The organism is Lacrimispora indolis DSM 755 (assembly GCF_000526995.1).
Taxonomy (GTDB): Bacteria; Bacillota; Clostridia; order Lachnospirales; family Lachnospiraceae; genus Lacrimispora; species Lacrimispora indolis.
Genome location: NZ_AZUI01000001.1, coordinates 5,016,009 through 5,032,925, shown reverse-complemented (window position 1 = coordinate 5,032,925; position 16,917 = coordinate 5,016,009). Strand labels below are relative to the sequence as shown.

At 44.1% G+C, this 16,917-nt stretch carries 19 protein-coding genes; all 19 read right to left on the bottom strand.

All coding sequences use genetic code 11. The features are described from left to right. Positions 1–2 precede the first annotated feature (2 nt). Positions 3–371, bottom strand: a complete 369-nt coding sequence (locus K401_RS0124505) for a DUF2620 domain-containing protein (protein ID WP_024295424.1) — start codon at positions 369–371, stop codon at positions 3–5. Between the two features lie 65 nt (positions 372–436). Further along, positions 437–796 carry a PRD domain-containing protein gene (locus K401_RS0124500; RefSeq protein WP_024295423.1) on the bottom strand — a complete coding sequence of 120 codons (360 nt, stop codon included), beginning with the start codon at positions 794–796 and terminating at the stop codon, positions 437–439. Positions 797–855: 59 nt separating this feature from the next. Further along, the gene (gene yhfZ / locus K401_RS0124495; RefSeq protein WP_024295422.1) at positions 856–1,791 is read right to left on the bottom strand and encodes a GntR family transcriptional regulator YhfZ; all 936 of its coding nucleotides are present in this window, start codon (positions 1,789–1,791) and stop codon (positions 856–858) included. Between the two features lie 254 nt (positions 1,792–2,045). Next, positions 2,046–2,687 (bottom strand): cytidylate kinase-like family protein, encoded by a 642-nt coding sequence (locus K401_RS0124485; protein WP_024295421.1) that lies wholly within the window; start codon positions 2,685–2,687, stop codon positions 2,046–2,048. Between the two features lie 115 nt (positions 2,688–2,802). Next, entirely contained in the window at positions 2,803–3,717 is a 915-nt protein-coding gene (locus K401_RS0124480; RefSeq protein WP_024295420.1) for an RluA family pseudouridine synthase, read from the bottom strand. After that, entirely contained in the window at positions 3,714–4,232 is a 519-nt protein-coding gene (lspA, locus tag K401_RS0124475) for a signal peptidase II (protein ID WP_024295419.1), read from the bottom strand. Before lspA ends, K401_RS0124480 begins: the two co-directional genes overlap by 4 nt. Positions 4,233–4,242: 10 nt before the next feature. Further along, positions 4,243–5,331 (bottom strand): 3-dehydroquinate synthase, encoded by a 1,089-nt coding sequence (gene aroB, locus K401_RS0124470; RefSeq protein ID WP_024295418.1) that lies wholly within the window; start codon positions 5,329–5,331, stop codon positions 4,243–4,245. A gap of 277 nt (positions 5,332–5,608) precedes the next feature. Continuing rightward, positions 5,609–6,127: a cell division protein SepF gene (locus K401_RS0124465; RefSeq protein ID WP_024295417.1), complete on the bottom strand. Its 519-nt coding sequence runs from the start codon at positions 6,125–6,127 to the stop codon at positions 5,609–5,611. Between the two features lie 227 nt (positions 6,128–6,354). Next, complete coding sequence (locus K401_RS0124460; protein WP_024295416.1) at positions 6,355–7,047, bottom strand: YggS family pyridoxal phosphate-dependent enzyme; 693 nt, start codon at positions 7,045–7,047, stop codon at positions 6,355–6,357. 16 nt (positions 7,048–7,063) lie between these two features. Beyond that, a complete protein-coding gene (locus tag K401_RS0124455; protein WP_024295415.1) occupies positions 7,064–8,503 on the bottom strand; it encodes a biotin/lipoyl attachment domain-containing protein in 1,440 nt (479 codons plus the stop codon). 203 nt (positions 8,504–8,706) lie between these two features. Beyond that, positions 8,707–9,126 carry a hypothetical protein gene (locus tag K401_RS0124450; RefSeq protein WP_024295414.1) on the bottom strand — a complete coding sequence of 140 codons (420 nt, stop codon included), beginning with the start codon at positions 9,124–9,126 and terminating at the stop codon, positions 8,707–8,709. 89 nt (positions 9,127–9,215) lie between these two features. Beyond that, positions 9,216–10,184, bottom strand: coding sequence for a D-alanyl-D-alanine carboxypeptidase family protein (locus K401_RS0124445; protein WP_024295413.1), 969 nt, complete (start codon positions 10,182–10,184; stop codon positions 9,216–9,218). Positions 10,185–10,198: 14 nt separating this feature from the next. Then, positions 10,199–10,594 (bottom strand): methylglyoxal synthase, encoded by a 396-nt coding sequence (gene mgsA, locus K401_RS0124440; RefSeq protein ID WP_013272704.1) that lies wholly within the window; start codon positions 10,592–10,594, stop codon positions 10,199–10,201. A 17-nt stretch (positions 10,595–10,611) separates the two neighbouring features. Continuing rightward, positions 10,612–11,736, bottom strand: a complete 1,125-nt coding sequence (locus tag K401_RS0124435) for an FtsW/RodA/SpoVE family cell cycle protein (protein ID WP_024295412.1) — start codon at positions 11,734–11,736, stop codon at positions 10,612–10,614. Positions 11,737–11,738: 2 nt separating this feature from the next. Further along, the gene (minE, locus tag K401_RS0124430) at positions 11,739–12,017 is read right to left on the bottom strand and encodes a cell division topological specificity factor MinE (RefSeq protein ID WP_024295411.1); all 279 of its coding nucleotides are present in this window, start codon (positions 12,015–12,017) and stop codon (positions 11,739–11,741) included. Positions 12,018–12,028: 11 nt separating this feature from the next. Further along, on the bottom strand, positions 12,029–12,820 hold the full coding sequence (gene minD, locus K401_RS0124425; protein WP_024295410.1) for a septum site-determining protein MinD: 792 nt from the start codon (positions 12,818–12,820) through the stop codon (positions 12,029–12,031). A gap of 35 nt (positions 12,821–12,855) precedes the next feature. Beyond that, entirely contained in the window at positions 12,856–13,521 is a 666-nt protein-coding gene (locus K401_RS0124420) for a septum site-determining protein MinC (protein WP_024295409.1), read from the bottom strand. A 20-nt stretch (positions 13,522–13,541) separates the two neighbouring features. Beyond that, positions 13,542–16,406, bottom strand: a complete 2,865-nt coding sequence (locus K401_RS0124415; RefSeq protein WP_024295408.1) for a penicillin-binding transpeptidase domain-containing protein — start codon at positions 16,404–16,406, stop codon at positions 13,542–13,544. Next, on the bottom strand, positions 16,399–16,917 hold the full coding sequence (mreD, locus tag K401_RS0124410; protein WP_024295407.1) for a rod shape-determining protein MreD: 519 nt from the start codon (positions 16,915–16,917) through the stop codon (positions 16,399–16,401). Before mreD ends, K401_RS0124415 begins: the two co-directional genes overlap by 8 nt.

The following is a 16,917-nucleotide window of genomic DNA, read 5'->3' as shown; positions in this document are numbered from 1 at the left end:
AGTTAAACCCCCTCTTTCTCAATAATCGCCTTCAGCAGAACCGGAAGTACCTCTTCTTTGTGCTGAGCTGTAAACCCAAATGCCTTTTTTCCCTTTTGTACCTCTTCTCTGATATAATCCCCGCTCTTTACATTTCCTGGCATGGAAATCGTAGAACAGAGCCCGGAACCCAGCATGGCCATAGCCATAGCCAGTGCTCCGCCGCCGCCGGTATTGCAGGCGCCAACGTAATAATCATACTTCCCGTTTTTTACGCCTAGTGCCGCATCTAGATCCCCTTTGATCTCGATCTCTGCCCTGCCTTTCATCTGCAGAGCCACCAGTTTGGCAATTTCTTCCTTGTCAATCTGACCACCAACCACAATCTTCATTGCTGCTATCCTCCTTTTATCCTTGTATCATTTTCTTATAAAGGCTATTCGGCCCTGATACCTTATTATGTGAGCAGATTGCACAGATGAACGGTCAGGAAATCCTGCTCCGCTTCCGGGAACCGAATATCCGTTTCCTTTAACAGCTCATCTTTTAACTCTGCCGCCCTTTGGTAAACCAACTCTTTTTTAACCCCGTCAAGCAGTGTGTTATCCAAGGGGTGTTCCTCCACTCCATCTAAAACCCTTTGCCCTGCCATAGCCAGATGAGTGATGAACATTGCCGCCTTATCCTCCTCTGTGTCAGGCTTTTCTTCCAGGATCCGTTCCACTGCCCTTTTGGAATAATCCGCGACTTTTTTGCAAATCACATGGTTCTCCTCCAGAATGTCCAGACGCTGGTTTAAAATATCTCTTAAATCCATTGAATGCCCTCCTTGATTGAATATACATTATTTTGTACTTTGCGATAAAAAGACACCCTTTAAAAATAGGGCTCTCTTTTTTTCTCTCTTACTTCCCGGATAATATCCACTACCTTTGGTACGCTGACATACTTTTTCAGCAGGGTTTTTAAATACTCATCCTCTTTTCTGATAACCATTACAGCCGTTGAAAACAGATTGTTATAATCGGAGTCATCTAAAAATATTACGTTTAATTGTTCGTGGCTGTGCTCCTGGATATCGTCATAGTTCCATACACCGGCATCTATGATTCCAGCCATCAAGGAGTTAACGGTCTGCTGGGTCCGGATGGGAACCAGGGTAACCTTTTTGCCATGGATAATATTTCTGGTAATGCAGCTTTGGTCAATGGAGCTGCTGTCATATGCTACCCTCATGCCATCCTGAATGCTGTCATATCTGGGATCTGATAAAAGAAGTACGTGCCTGGAAAGAAAGCTTCCGGGACCAAAGTTTATAGCCACCTCAATCTGCCTTCCTTCTTTTATGGATTGTTCCGCCGCATACTGGGAACAAACCGCAAAATGGTAGGTGCCCGATTCTACCAGTTCAATACGCCCCACCGCACCTCTGGCATAAGCCATGTTAAAGTTGAGGGGTGCGAACTGGAGGTACATGGCCGTAGCAAAGCCCTCGTAAGTCACAGAATAGGGAAGGGGCATAATTCCGAGAATTTCCCTGCGCATGCAGTTTTCCTGCAGTTTTTTGTAATCAATCTCTTTGATGCAGGTTCCCTGATGTCCATGATTTTCCAAAATTACAGCATTACACTCCTTTAAACAGGCAAATGCATTTTGAATAGTCCCCCTGGATACGCCGAACTTATCCTGGTATTCTGAGATAGGAAGAATCCGGTCCCCTGCATTTCTGGACATGAGATCCAGTGCCAACAAATTTTTTGCCACACCTATTTTCTGATATAGGTTTCCCGATTCTATACATTTGTTTTTCATGGGATCACTCACCTTTATCAATTTACATTATTTTGTATATTCAAACAGTATCATAAAGCATGTGCAATGTCAACAATATTTTTTTACATATCTTAATTTTTTGTACAGGAAATACAAATTTCCATACAAAGGTCTCATACATAAAACGGACATTTCCGTTATATCACAGAAATGTCCGTCTTTTCCCGATTCAATGAAAATAATATAGTGCTTTTTTCTTCCCATAATATAGGCTTTATATGATAATTCATTCCTTACCTGTGCGCTTTATTCCATTCCATCTTTGCATCTACAAAATTGCGGATCAGCTTCACGGTCCCATCCACACCGATAGAGCTCCGGTTAATACATAAATCATAACTTCTTACGTCTCCCCACTTCTTATTGGAATAATAATTATAGTAGCTGGAACGTTTTTTATCCGTTTTGACCATAATGTCTTTTGCTTTTGTATCATCCACATGATACAGCTCCTTTAAGGACTTGATCTTGTCTTCTTCATCGGCTGTAATAAATACGGATACAAGATTGGGATATTCCGCCAGAGCATAATCAGCACATCTTCCCACGATTACACAGGATTCTTCATCTGCAAGCTGTTTGATGGTATCAAACTGTGCTAAAAAGATCTTATGATTAATTGGCATATCCATGTAACCGGAGGTAGTAAATCCCATGGAATATGTATCCATCACCAGGGAGTACAGAAAACTGTTGGTTGGCTTTTCATCATGGGTCTGGAATAATTCTTCGCATAACCCGCTGTTTTTTGCTGCAAGTGCCAGGAGCTCCTTGTCATAGCACTTAATTCCCAGTTCTTCTGCCAATTTCTGTCCGATGACTTTTCCAGAACTTCCGCATTGTCTTCCAATTGCAATCACTAAATTTCCACTCATATAGACAGCTCCTTCCAGTTATCTTATACTTATATTATACATCGAAGTTTCTGAAAAATCTATAATTATATTTTAATTTAACAGTTTTTTAAGAAGAAATCTTTTGGTTAACCTGTTAAGTTGTCCGTAATATTCTTAATAATTCTTCAAAATAATCAGGAAGAGGGGCTGTAAATTCCATGTATTCTCCGGTCCTGGGGTGAATAATTCCAAGTATGCCGGCATGAAGGGTCTGCCCTGTAAGGCGGAACGGGCACTTGGCAGGTCCATAAACAGAATCTCCTAAAAGGGGATGCCCAATGCTTGCCATATGAACACGGATCTGATGGGTACGCCCCGTTTCAAGCTGGCATTGGATATAAGTAAACTGCTTAAAACGTTCCAGAACACGGTAATGGGTCACTGCTTCTCTGCCGTTTTTTTCATTGATGCTCATTTTTTTTCGGTCCACCGGATGACGGCCGATGGGGGCATTGATGGTACCCTCATCCTCCTTTAAGTTCCCGTGGACAATGGCCGCATATTTTCTTGTAATGGAATGTTCCTTCAGCTGTTCAGAAATGGAATTGTGAGCCATGTCATTTTTACATACAATAAGAACCCCGGTAGTATCCATATCGATCCTATGGACGATTCCAGGGCGCATCACTCCGTTTATTCCCGATAAATCATTGCGGCAATGGGACATGAGTCCGTTGACCAGGGTTCCGCTGTAATGGCCTGCGGCGGGATGGACCACCATCCCCTTGGGCTTATTGATTAGAATGATATCCTTATCCTCATAGATGACATCAAGGGGGATTTCCTCCGGCAGGATTTCCGGTTCTTTTATTTCCGGAAGGGACAGGGAGATCAGGTCCCCTGTATTCACTTTATAATTGCTTTTTACCGGTTTTTCCTTAACCAGCACGGATTCCTCCTTTAAAAGCTTTTGAAGGTAAGAACGGGATATGTCCTGGCACCGGTCAGATAAATACCGGTCTATCCGGACACCGGCTTCTTCCTGAGCGACTACAAACTCTTGCTTCAAGTCTGCTCCTCCTTTTTATGAAGGGAAAGACAGGATAAGTCTTCCTCTTTGTAGTAAAACAGAAACAAAAGCATAAAAAGGAACATGGAAACCGTAACATAGCAGTCAGCAACATTAAAAATAGGGAAATTGATCAGCTTAAAATACAGAAAGTCCACCACATAGCCTCTGACAAAGCGGTCGATCATGTTCCCAACGGCTCCTGCCGACAAAAACATGGCGATTACGTGCAGCGGCAGGTATTTTCTGTCAGCAGGCATGCGGCTGACGGCAAAGGCCGCTCCTGACAGCACTGCCAAGGCCACCAGCAGGAAAAACACCTGTTTTCCCTGAAGCATTCCAAATGCTGCTCCACGGTTTTCAGAATAAAGAAGCTCAAATACACCATCCCATATGACTAAGGGTGTCTGGTTCATAAGATGCTTTACTGCAAGAAGTTTTGTCCATTGGTCCAGGCCGATGGAAAGAAAAAAGCCGATGATCATTCCAATGATCAGTTTTGTTTTTTGATTCATGTAAATCTCCTTAAGCTAAGATATGGCGAAGCCCTTCTGTCATTTCAGCTTCGGTGACGGTCTTGTGGACGCAGGCTTTTCCGATCTGCTCTAACAGAATAAACCGGATGGAACCGGAATCCATTTTTTTATCGCTTCTTGTAGTGAGAACAATATTTTCCGGGGAAAGTCCGCCCACTGTAACAGGCATGCCAAATTCCTCCATTACTGTTAACAGTCTTGGAAGCTCTTCTTCCCGGATCATTCCTCTTTTTATGGAAATTGCCATGGCAGCGATGCAGCCAAGGCCTACGCAATGGCCATGCAGCAGCCGGAAGTCAGAAAGCTTTTCTATGGCATGGCCAAGGGTATGTCCCAGATTTAAAAGAGCCCGTTCTCCCTGTTCGGTGGGGTCTTTTTCTACCACATCACGCTTGATCCGGTTGCTTGCAAGCACCATTTCACTTAATACAGTTAAATCCCTGTTCCGGATCTTAAGGGCGTGTTCCATAAGCCATTCGTAATATAATGCGTCTTTAATCAACCCATGCTTGACGACCTCTCCCATTCCTGAAGAAAACTGTTCTTCTGAAAGAGTTTTTAAGGATGCAATATTGGAATAAACCAGCTTTGGCATGTGAAAGGCTCCTACCATATTTTTGTAGGAGTCAAAATCAACGCCGGTTTTCCCGCCGATGCTGGAATCCACCTGGGACAGCAGGGTGGTAGGCACCTGGATGAAGGATATTCCCCGCAGATAGGTGGCTGCTCCATAACCGCATAAATCCCCTACAACGCCCCCGCCTAAGGCCAGCAGATAATCATGGCGGTCAAACTGCTTTAAAATAAGGGTTTCATATAAGTTCCTGACTGTATCCAGATTTTTGTTCTCTTCTCCGGCAGGGAAAATAAAGTGTTCTGTTTTTTTACAGCAGTCAGAAACAATGGTTTCTACCTCCTCAAGGTAGAGAGGGGCAACATTGGAATCCGTGACAATACAGACCTTGCGGTCTTCCAAGTTTAACTTTTTCAGTTCTTCCTTCAACCCGTTAAACCCAGTTTCCATGACAATCTCATAAATTAAGGTACCGTTCATGTGTACCGGAATTCTATATCCCATGATATTCTCCTCTTTCTTGTCCATGTTTTTGGACAGCCAGGCATGCCCGCAGGACGTTCCTCTTTTTTGTCCATGTTTTATTTAACTTATAAGCATGTCCCAAGGGCGTTCATCCGCTGTATTATTTTATATCCCTATATCATGGAAGAAAGCAAACAATCTTCCGTCCCGCTCCCTCCATTGCAATGCTGCAACGATTTGAGGAAGGGGGTAATGTGGAAAATCGTCTGCTTGTACCATTCAAAGAAATGTATGATGTCTTTTTTACAGAAATCTGTTAAAGGCGTAAATTCATCCCGCCCATGTCCAGGCTTCCATTATTTAACAGGTCCTGAAAATCACCGGAGAGCTCAACGGATTCCGGCGTTGCTATGAATATGTAATTTGATATCTTCTGCAAATTACCATTCATGGAGTAAGTGGCGCCTGAGGTAAAGTCGATGATTCTCTGGGCGACTTCCGTATGAATGCCCTCCATATTTAGGACAACAGCCTTTCCGGCCAGCATATAATCGCAAATTTCCTTTGCATCTTCAATGGAGGTCGGTTTTACCATGGATACTTCCATCGTACGGCTCTGCTTCATAGGCACTACCTTTGGAGAACGGGACAGAAAACGAGGCTTTTGCTCATACTCTTCTTCATCCTCGTAGTAATCCTCTTCACTCTTTTTTGAAAAAAGGGTCCTTTTCGCAGGTTTATCGTTTTCATCTTCGTAATCATCATCTAAATAGTAATCGTCATCTTCTGTATCATTTAAGCGCATGCTATCCATCAGTTTGCCTAAAATGCTCATACTTCATTCTCTCCAATCTTATGCCATGGCCCTAAGCCGGAAAATAACTTTCCAGTGCCCAGACATATAATCTCACTAAATTCATGTCTGATCTGCACAGCAGAATCTGCTCCGCTTCTCTCCCACTCATTAAGTGTTCATATAATACAGCTTATCCGAACTTGCAAAGCAAGTAAGGATAAAAGAGGCGTTCTTTGCCCCGTCCATCCGATTATGGGAAGTGCTTTTTACTTCCCATAATATCTTGTACCGAAAATTCCGGTACCGACTCTTACCAGAGTAGCACCTTCTTCTATGGCGACTTCATAGTCTCCGGTCATACCCATTGAGAGCGTATTCATATTAACATTATCAATGTTTTTGCTTTGCATGTCAACATAAAATTGTCTTAATTTTTTAAAAACTGGGCGATTTTCTTCAGAATTTTCTACAAAAGGTGCAATAGTCATAAGACCTTTTATCCTTACATGGGGAAGCCTGGCGATTTGGCGAATGGCGCTTTCCGTCTCCTCCAGTTTAAATCCAAATTTGCTTTCCTCTTCTGCCACATTCACTTCCAGAAGAATATCCGCAACCAAATCCTTTCTGGCCGCATCCTCTTCAATCTGCTCTGCCAGGCGGATGGAATCCACGCTGTGGATCAGCACGGCTTTATCAATGACTTGTTTCACTTTATTCCGCTGCAAATGACCGATCATGTGCCACCGGATATCCTCCGGAAGGGCAAGGTGTTTTTCACACAGCTCCTGCACTTTATTTTCTCCAAAATCCCGGCATCCGGCAGAGTAAGCCTCTGATACCATGGAAGCCGGCTTTGTCTTGCTTACCGCTATTAAGGTTACTTCTTCCGGATTTCTTCCAGCTCTCTTACAGGCAGCCAAAATCCGGCTGTTCACTTCTTCCAGATTTTCCTTTACCAAACCAATCACCTCTTATTTATTTATAAATTAGTTCCCCTTCACTGACAGACTCTGCATTCAAGACGATGTGATCGTATACTGCCAGCCCATAGGTCATGTTCTTTTTCACTGTGTAGTATTCATCATTGGAAGCCAGTACATCAATCTGCTTAAAGACAGCATACCCTTTGTTTATGTTATATACTCCCTGAAGGGAAGCGCTTGTCCCGATCTGATACCGTTCCGTGGAATTAGGCTTTACAATATAATCTCCAGACTTAAAGCCATCTTCTGCTCCCATTTCAATATAATAATTGTTTCCTTCGGAATAATAAATCTCCGTAGGGACAAAGACAACAGAAGTCCCTGATTGGGAATAGATCTCCTTGTTAAAACCGGTGGACTGGCTGTCGCCGCCCTGGGTAACATATTCCATGGGGACCAGATAAAAATCTTTTTTCGTAACGGCCGTAACAGGAATCTTTAATCCATCCACCCGGTCGGAAACTATTTCAAAGTCAACATACCGGTCAGATGCAAATTGAACCATGTACTTATCAAAATCCAGTTTTCCAAAGGTTTTTCCATCGGTTCCGGTCAACACGGAAAAGCTTCCGGATGCCCTTAACCCCCGCCCGGAAAATTCTATGGTAAGACTTGTTTTGTCTCCGTAGGATTTGGCGTCTTCTTCTGTCATTGGAAACACAATGGACCACAAATCGGAAGAGATGATTTTATAGACAGGAGCGCCCTTTTCTATCAGTTTTCCGGATTTTGTAATGGTCTTTGTATAGGTGCTGCGGTCAAATGCAGTCTCTGAGATCGCATTTGGCTGAAGTCCTTCATAGGAATCCACTCCATAGGAGACAATGCCCGCCTTGTCCGCTTTTACCTGTTCAAAATTAATGCCCGCCTGATCCATCCGGTCTCCAAGGTTATCCAGAGCATTAAAATTCATGTATTCCATGACTTCGGCTTCCAGGGCGTATTTCGTATCATAGACGGAATGGAACTGGTTATTATCATAAGTAAGGCTGAATGCGGTCAGCTGCTTTTTCAGTTCAGAAAGATTCTCCGGAGTCAGTGTAACCTTTTCCTCTGAATTTTCTGCAAGAAAAGAGGTGAGATTTCCTGTCTCGTCAATGGAATAAACCCGGGTGCCGTTGGAAGCCCGTTTTCCTTCCCTTACATAGTAATTCACATAGCCGGAACGGTCTGCATTCTTCACTTCTTCCTGCCGGAGGATGATTCCCGTGTAGTTCTTGTTATTAACGATACTGCCTTCCTGTACTTCATAAAACTGTACTTTATCTCTTCGGATATAGGCAGTAACACTGAATACCATATAAACAAAGATCAACGCAAAGATGATCATGCCAACATTAATATTCAGAGGCCGCCGGTACCGGATGATCTTTTTATTCTTCTTTGGGTGGGCAGCCCGTTTTAATGGCTGCAGTACCTTCTGTTTTACCAACCTGGCGCCTCCTTTCCCTATTCCTGCCCATGCTCTCTGGGCATAAAGGTATACCCGTAGGGTGTTTCCCTATTTCTGCCCATGCTCTTTGGGCATAAAGGTATACCCAGGGCATTCCTTTCTAGTATTATAAAAGGAAAACCCAAAAAATTCAAGCAAAACAAAGGAGACTGCCGTGCAGCCCCCTTTTCTTTCATGTATGATTATAATGAAACAACCACATTGGCCTTGGCATTCTCAGGCATATTCTCTGCATCCATGGAAACGCTGAGAACAAAGGTTACGTGATACTTTTCACCGATTTTTTCCAAAGTTGCAATGGTCTCAGAAATGTCTTCCCCTTCTAAGCAGGCCAGCTTTAAAAAGCTGTCAAAAAACATCATTTCCAAATCATGATCCTGGGATATGATACCACAGATAAAACCTATAAATCCTTCGCTGGATGTAATCGGATACTCATTGACATTAATGAGACGGATCTTGTTGCTTAATTCGTACATATGCTTGGAACTTTTGTCCAGGTACGCAATAGAACCCTTTGATTCTTTTACAATGGAATTAGCTCTGTCTAACAGATGTTTTGTCTTCCCCTTACCCTTTTTTCCTGCTATTATCTGCACCATAGCAATCTCCTCCTTGCGTTATATAATTTGTATAAAAAGTCTATTCGGATTAATATAATTATAGTACAAATCAATAAGAAAGGCAATGACTATTCTACAATTTTATTCAATATATTTGTCATATTATCGTAGAGGCCTGCATGGTTGGGCGCTTTTAAAACTACGGTAACATATTCCCGATCAGCGGAATCCGAGCTTCCCATGATCAGACAGCTTCCGGCCGCTTTTGTTGTACCTGTTTTTCCTCCCAGGACGGTAAGGCCCTCCGGCATCTTCCGCTCTCCTGTCATATACCAGTTGGTACCTTTCCAGGTGGCATTTACCGGGTTTCCTGCTCCATCCTGATAGGTGGCAGCATATTCTGTTGTATCGATGATCTTGCGAAATTCGGGATACTTTAAAGCTTCGTTGAAGATTAAGTACAGGTCATAAGCCGTAGTATAGTGATTTTCATCGTTCAGCCCGTGAGGGTTGAGGAAATGAGTGCCAGTGGCCCCGATCCTCTTCGCTTCATCATTCATCATTTGAGAAAACTGATCAATTCCACCGGCCATATGGGTTGCAATGGCAGCTCCTGCATCATTTCCTGAAGGAAGCATGAGACCATATAATAGCTGTTCCATGGTGAGCTTATCCCCCGGCCTTATTCCGCATAAGCTGGCACCGGCTTCCGTAATGACGGCATCTCCGGTTACCGTGACCTCATCGGTTAAGTTTCCGTACTTCAAAGCAATAAGAGCTGTCATGGTCTTTGTGATGCTTGCAGGATACAGCCGCTCAAAAGGATTCTTTGCAAACAGGACCTTTTTATCTGTCAGATCAAAGACAGCGGCAGCTTCGGCAGTGACCGCATTATCCTGGCCGGAAGTATCCTCTGCCACGATGCAGAGATCATGGGCAAAGGGCTCCGATTTGCCTGACACTGCACTGGACTGATAAAGAGCGGTCCTTTCTGAAAACACATAAGGATTTTCAAGGCTCTTTAAACCGGCGCAGCCTGTGAGAAATACACTACATAAGGCAATGCAGCCTGATTTTACAAAAACTCTTTTCTTCACGGAATCTACCTCTGTTATTTATACATCTCACGCCATTCCAAGTCACCGCGATCCAGAGACTTGATCAAAAGCTCTGCGGTGGCCAGATTGGTTGCAAGAGGAATGTTGTGCATATCACAGGTACTCATAATGTTTACGATATCCGGTTCATGAGACTTTGGTGTGAGGGGATCTCTTAAAAAGATGACCAGATCGATCTCATTGTGTTCAATCTGGGACCCTAACTGCTGCTCACCGCCCAGATGTCCTGCCAGATACTTGTGAACATTTAAGTTTGTTACCTCTTCAATCAGACGTCCGGTAGTTCCTGTAGCATATAACATGTGTTTACTTAAAATTCCCCTGTAGGCAATGCAGAAATTCTGCATAAGTTTTTTCTTTGAATCATGTGCAACTAGTCCTATATTCATGACGATATACCTCCTTATTAATTACCGATTTTGCGTTGAAGCCCAACATTCAGTACCAATCCCATACCCATAAAAATGCTGATGAGCGAACTGACTCCCGAGCTGATAAAGGGGAGCGGAAGGCCTGTATTGGGAAATATTTGTGTTGCCACGGCGATATTGGCAAAGGCCTGAAAGCCGATTAAGGCTGCCATGCCGGTACAAATCAGTTTTCCTGACATATCCTTGGATTTGGATGCCAAATAAAGACATTCAAATACAACCAAACCAATAAGAACAATGACGATAACGCTGCCTCGAAATCCCATCTCTTCGCCTATAATGGCAAAAATAAAGTCGGTTTCTCCGGCTGATAAGAAATTTCCATCTTTCACCGATGCAATGGTTGTATTAAAAAGTCCTTTCCCTTGAAGCTGTCCGGAACTGATTGCCATAATTGAATTTTTTTGCTGGTACAGATTTTCGGCATACTGCTCTGCATGAGGATAAATCCATGCAAGGATACGCCGTGCCTGATAGTCGTGGATAAAAGGGATCAGACCCTTAGTCAGCAGAAATATGAAAAGCGCTCCTGCCGGTATTGCTACGGCAAGGACGCCGCCGATCCACCGGTAGCTGATTCCTGCGGAAAATACCATGCACAGAATAATGATGGACACCACAAGGCTGGTGGATAAGTTGGGTTCCGCAAAAATAAGGCCGATGGGAATGGCCGCAAACAAGGCGGCCAAGCCTATCATCACCGGCGTGTTCAGCCTTTCCTGGTATTTGCTCCAATACCAGGAAAAGAACACGATTAATCCAATTTTTACGAACTCAGACGGCTGTATCCGTCCGATACCGGGAATGTTGATCCACCTGGTAGCCCCTCCGGCCGTATGTCCCATAACAAGAACAGCACCCAGCAAAAGGATGCAGACTGCATAATCCAGAGCATAAAGCTTTATGAGTTTATGATAGTCTATGATGGAAAGCCCGATAGCAAGGGCAAATCCCACCATCACGCCGATAATCTGTTTTGTCACTGTAGCAGAATCCTGGTTGGAGGCGCTGGCCACCACAAGAATTCCAATAACGGACAGCGACAGCATGTACAAAACTAACCGGTAATTATAGTATTTAAAATTGTAGTCAGAAAACATAATTAGTATATCCCCTTTTCAGGTACATCGCGAATAGGGATGTTTGCATAAAGCACCGGTGTAAAGCGTTCGCAATCCGGCTGTTTCAGCTTTTTCATCTGTATCTCTATTCTGTCGGAATCTATATCCATGTATCTTGAAACAACACGGACCATATCGTCTTTTATCATCTGCATGATCTCAGGAGAACAATCAGCCTTGTCCGCAACCAGCAAAAGTTTCAGACGATTTCTTGCAATTTCTCCTGAATTCTTCTTGCGGAATACAGGAAGCAGGCTCATACCACACCCTCCTATGCTCTTTTTAGGAGGTGCGAGAGCTTAAAGAACAGGCCTTCACGCACTGCCGGATTATGAAGGGGGATATTTTCCCCGGTAATCCGCCTGCAGATATCCATATAAGCCTGTCCAGCCGGGGTTCCCATACCAACAAGAGGTTCTCCCTGGTTTGAGGAAATGACGATGTCCTCGTCATCCGGCACAGCGCCGATAATATCAACGGCAAGGATGTCCATGACGTCGTCAAGAGACATCATGTCTCCCCTTTTCACCATATCCGCCCGAATGCGGTTTACGATGAGTTCAATGGTCCCCATGTCAGCAGCTTCCAAAAGACCGATGATCCGGTCTGCATCCCGGATTGCGGACACCTCCGGGGTTGTCACGACAATGGCTCTGTCAGCGCCTGCAATGGCGTTTTGAAAGCCTTGTTCGATACCTGCAGGACAATCCAGCAGGATATAATCAAACTCTTCTCTTAAATCATCAACCAGCTTCACCATTTGTCCGGGGGTGACAGCTGTCTTGTCCCTGGTTTGTGCCGAGGGAAGTAAAAATAAGTTTGGGTATCTTTTGTCTTTTATCAGGGCCTGCTTCATACGGCAGTTCCCCTCCACCACGTCCACTAAATTGTAGACAATGCGGTTTTCCAGACCCATAACGACATCCAGGTTCCGAAGTCCGATATCTGTATCAATCAGAACTACTTTCTTACCCAGGATTGCCAGTCCGGTACCAACATTGGCAGAAGTTGTTGTCTTGCCTACCCCGCCTTTTCCAGAAGTGATTACGATGATTTCGCTCATATCATATCCTCCTGATTTTTATACCATATTCTATTTTACCTTAATTTTTGGAATATTTCCACACTTTTTTTCATTGGTTTAATTATGACTTTGTTATTTTCCATATAAGCCTTCATAGGACCCCGTCCCAGGCGCTTGCCTCTTCCGTCAAGACCTGAGGTACAATCTGCGATACGCAGTTGAATGGGAGCCATATCAAGAGCTGTGATAAGCGCCCCCCGGTTGCCTGCCACACCTGCACATACCGTTCCGGAAAGCTTTCCGAGAACGATTACGTTGCCTTTTGCCAAAACCTTTGATCCCTTGCACACATCACCAATGATGACAATGCTGGCTTCGGATTCCAAAGTCTCTCCGCTTTGTAGATTACCTTTGAAGAACTGGCCTGTCTGGCAGGACAATTCCATCAGTTTCTCGTTCAGTGCTTTTTCACAGCGCTCCATGCGGTTTATATCCGTATCAACCAGGCAGATGATCTCCACATTGGAATTTTCCGTGATCTGGTTGATGATTGCGAATTCTTCTTCGGAAGTCAGTTCCCGGCCCTCCAGGGTCAGGGTCATTTGTACGGATCCCCAGAATTTTGCATGATCCCCGAATTTTTTCCCAATATCAGAAAGAAGCTGAGGGAAGGGGATATCTGGGTCCAGGATGACAGTCATACCTGCTCTGTTGCTTTTAATTACTACGGTATTATGCATCATATCACCTCTTATCCTAGTTAATCGCGAATGTTGACCTTCGCTGCATCCAGGGCGCCGGCATTTATAATGGATTCTAAGTCCGTGTAGCCGTAATAATACTTATAGACATTCTTCGCAATATTGGCGGCGTTGGATGATGAATAGCCATACGGAATATTCACGGTAACACAGATTTCCGGATTGTCATATGGCGCATAGGAAATAAAGAATGCGTGATTGGGTTTGTTGCGGGCTTCCTGAGCGGTACCGGTCTTGCCGGCGATCTCCACTTCAAGATCTGAAAACAGCCTTTTACTTGAACCATTTGTAATCACTTCTCTCATTCCCTGTTGTACAGTATCCCACGTTGAAGCCGCCGCGTCAATATGAGAAGAAATCTTAGGGGTATAATCTTGTATCAGATTGCCTTCAGAATCCGTTGTCTTATCCAATAAGCTGAGTTCAAACACGGTTCCCTTGTTTGCAATGGCAGACACATATCTGGAAAGCTGCACGTTTGTATAAGCGTGGCTTCCCTGTCCCATGGCGGAACGCTCCGGTGCTTCTTTGGAAATCTGAGGGTCAAGCTCTGCGATCTCCACTCCGGACTTGTGATCCAGTCCGAACATGGACGCATATTTCCGTAAGACGTCAAGTCCTAAGTCAGGAGAATATACTCCGCTGGCATCCATTGACAAACGGTGTCCCAGATCAGCAAAGAAAAAGTTACAGGAATTTTCGATTCCGCCTACAATATTTAAAGGACCATGCTGGCCGGAATAGATCCAGCACTTAATGGGCGGTTCTACATCCGTGTAAATACCTGTACAGTTAATGGTTTCATCTGTTGTAACGGCATGCTCTTCCAGAGCGGCCACCGCAGTAATTGGTTTAAAGGTGGAACCAGGTGCTTTTCTCGTCTGGGTGGCATTATTGTATAGCGGCAGAGACAAATCCGCCTGCAGCTGACTGAAATAAGTGCCGTCGCCGATCCGGTTGTTGTCATATCCCGGATAAGAAACCAAAGCAAGCACCTCCCCCGTTTTATCGTTTGTGACCACCACACCTGCATTACAGGGAGATAACGCCAGCTGGGCAGGCGTAATTTCCAAGGTGGACAGTTTCCTGATCAGAAAGGCGTAGGCATCACCGGTAGCTCTAAGCTCTGCAGCATCCTGACCATTGTCTGTTAAAACTCCCTGGTCGTATAAAGCAAGGCATAGCTCCTGTCCTGTGATGATGTCATCGTTGATCAGATACCGGTATATCCTTTTCGTAAAGTTCCGGTCATCCTTTAACTTGTCCAGCACATAGTCTATAAGAGCTTTAAATGTGTCGTCTGCGCTAGAATATTTGGAGCCGGTTTCCAGTTTGGTTGTGTCTACCCAGCCATTGGCTATTCCATAATACAAATAGTCCCTTAAGCTGATCTCATCTGCTTTCCATGCCTGATATTCCCCGCTGGAGGTATCAATGGCGTCCTCCTTGATGATTCCCACCGTAGGGCCGGAAAGGTAGGTATATATATAAAACATATAGGCTTTCATATCTTCCGAAAGATCCTTCATGGCTGTGGCATGAGTGCTCATCAGCTCATTGTTTAAGTTAGTAAAAATCTGCTGTTGGGAAGACATATATTTCCGATATATGTTTTTTTCAGTTTCAGAGGCGTCCTCTCCCTCCATTTCTTTCAGGGAAAGAACATTGTTGTTGATAAGCTGATAATAAGCATCCTTGACCGGGATCTTCATATTGGAACCGTCGGTGGTACTTCCTGCCTGATAATCACCGTTTACAATGGTCTTAATGAGAACGCCTGCCAAAGACTGTTCAATTAAGTGGTAAATGCCTTTCTGAAGATCGGCATCCAGAGTTAAAAACACATCATTTCCAGCGGAAGCGTCGGTTTCATCCTTTGTTTCCCGTATCCGGCCTACGCTGTCCTTATAAATCGTTTTCTTCCCTTTTGTGCCTTGAAGCTCATGCTCCATGGTATATTCAATACCGGCCCGCCCTACGGTGTCATTGATATCGTAATCGTCTTTCTTCTTCTGAAGGCCTTCCAATTGGTCCTCCGGGACCTTTCCGGTGTAGCCGATGACTGGAGCAAAAGGAATGCTGTCATTGTAAGCGCGGATGGTGGTCTCCTCCACATTCACTCCCTGCATTTCCCCAATGTGTTCCAGAATATCCGCCACGGTTTCATCGGATACCTGGCTGGCGACTGTAGTGGCTTCATATTTACGGTAGGACATGAGGCGAAGGGCATATTTGATGTTGATAATGTCCAGTGCTTCCTGGTCTGTCAGGGTAACAGCCTTTCCATCCTGATCTTTCATATCTGTGAGTCCACTGTCCTTGCAGGCCCACTCAAACAGCTCGCGTGCGCTTAAATTTGAGGGATAGGAGCCTTTTTCATCATCTAAGTCTTCCACTTTCTTCAGACCGTAATAGTCCCGCAGAAAGCGCTTTCTGGCAGATTCGGAGGAAGAAGTATAAACCATATCACCGTTGGGATCAATGGCGATTTCAAATTTTCCCTGTATGGTTTCCCCATGTTTTTCCAGGATCTGTACCAATCTTAAGTACATGTTGTTTCTGGCGGCAGCATTCTTATAAACTCCTGTATCCTGTACGGTAACAGAATAGGCCAGCTTGTTATAAGCCAAGACTTTGCCGGTCCGGTCATAGATATTGCCTCTTGTTCCTGCAGTTGTAATGGTCTGTTCCGTAAGCTGTAAATATTCGTTAAGAGCTTCTTCGCCGTTGACGATCTGCATGTTGAAAAGTTTATTTATTAACCCTGCGTACATAAAAAAACAGATGATTCCAAGTATAAAAAGCCGTGAAGATACTGCTTTTTTAAAAGTTTCCTTTATGATGTCTAATAAATCACTAAACAATTGCCGAATCACCTCTTTTTCCTATCTCTTCCAAGTGCCGGTTCAAAATCAGGAATACCCGATAAAGAAGCAAGGTCGTTACGACGGTAAAAATGATTTCAGGCAGCATCAGATTAATGAAATAATATCCGACTCGAATTTTCTGGCGGATCAGGAACCTGAAAACATAAATATACAGGTTATAAGCCAATTCGTTCAGTACGCTCAGAATTAAAGGCAGTGTAATGTAATCTTCATAATAGTATTTGGTGCAGATTCCGTTGACATAGCCCACATAGATGAAAATCAAGGTGTAAAAACCAAAAGGCCCGCTGTAAAATAAATCCATGAGAAGCCCGGCCAAAAGCCCGTAATACATCCCGGCCTCTTTTCCATGCATGAAACCAAAGGAAAAGGTGAGGATCAGGAGCAGGTTGGGAGATGCCGATAAAAACGGCATCAACGGAAAAATGCAGTTTTGAATGGTAAATGCCAGAATTATCATCAGCACATTAAAAAATATCCGTCTCAT

Excerpts from the sequence above, each read along its gene's own strand:
- yhfZ (WP_024295422.1), bottom strand. The coding sequence starts at position 1,791 with ATGAAAAACAAATGTATAGAATCGGGAAACCTATATCAGAAAATAGGT.
- K401_RS0124485 (WP_024295421.1), bottom strand. The coding sequence starts at position 2,687 with ATGAGTGGAAATTTAGTGATTGCAATTGGAAGACAATGCGGAAGTTCT.
- K401_RS0124500 (WP_024295423.1), bottom strand. The coding sequence starts at position 796 with ATGGATTTAAGAGATATTTTAAACCAGCGTCTGGACATTCTGGAGGAG.
- aroB (WP_024295418.1), bottom strand. The coding sequence starts at position 5,331 with ATGGGATATAGAATTCCGGTACACATGAACGGTACCTTAATTTATGAG.
- K401_RS0124505 (WP_024295424.1), bottom strand. The coding sequence starts at position 371 with ATGAAGATTGTGGTTGGTGGTCAGATTGACAAGGAAGAAATTGCCAAA.
- mgsA (WP_013272704.1), bottom strand. The coding sequence starts at position 10,594 with ATGAATATAGGACTAGTTGCACATGATTCAAAGAAAAAACTTATGCAG.
- lspA (WP_024295419.1), bottom strand. The coding sequence starts at position 4,232 with ATGAATCAAAAAACAAAACTGATCATTGGAATGATCATCGGCTTTTTT.
- K401_RS0124420 (WP_024295409.1), bottom strand. The coding sequence starts at position 13,521 with ATGCATAATACCGTAGTAATTAAAAGCAACAGAGCAGGTATGACTGTC.
- minE (WP_024295411.1), bottom strand. The coding sequence starts at position 12,017 with ATGAGCCTGCTTCCTGTATTCCGCAAGAAGAATTCAGGAGAAATTGCA.
- K401_RS0124435 (WP_024295412.1), bottom strand. The coding sequence starts at position 11,736 with ATGTTTTCTGACTACAATTTTAAATACTATAATTACCGGTTAGTTTTG.
- K401_RS0124450 (WP_024295414.1), bottom strand. The coding sequence starts at position 9,126 with ATGGTGCAGATAATAGCAGGAAAAAAGGGTAAGGGGAAGACAAAACAT.
- minD (WP_024295410.1), bottom strand. The coding sequence starts at position 12,820 with ATGAGCGAAATCATCGTAATCACTTCTGGAAAAGGCGGGGTAGGCAAG.
- mreD (WP_024295407.1), bottom strand. The coding sequence starts at position 16,917 with ATGAGACGGATATTTTTTAATGTGCTGATGATAATTCTGGCATTTACC.
- K401_RS0124465 (WP_024295417.1), bottom strand. The coding sequence starts at position 6,127 with ATGAGCATTTTAGGCAAACTGATGGATAGCATGCGCTTAAATGATACA.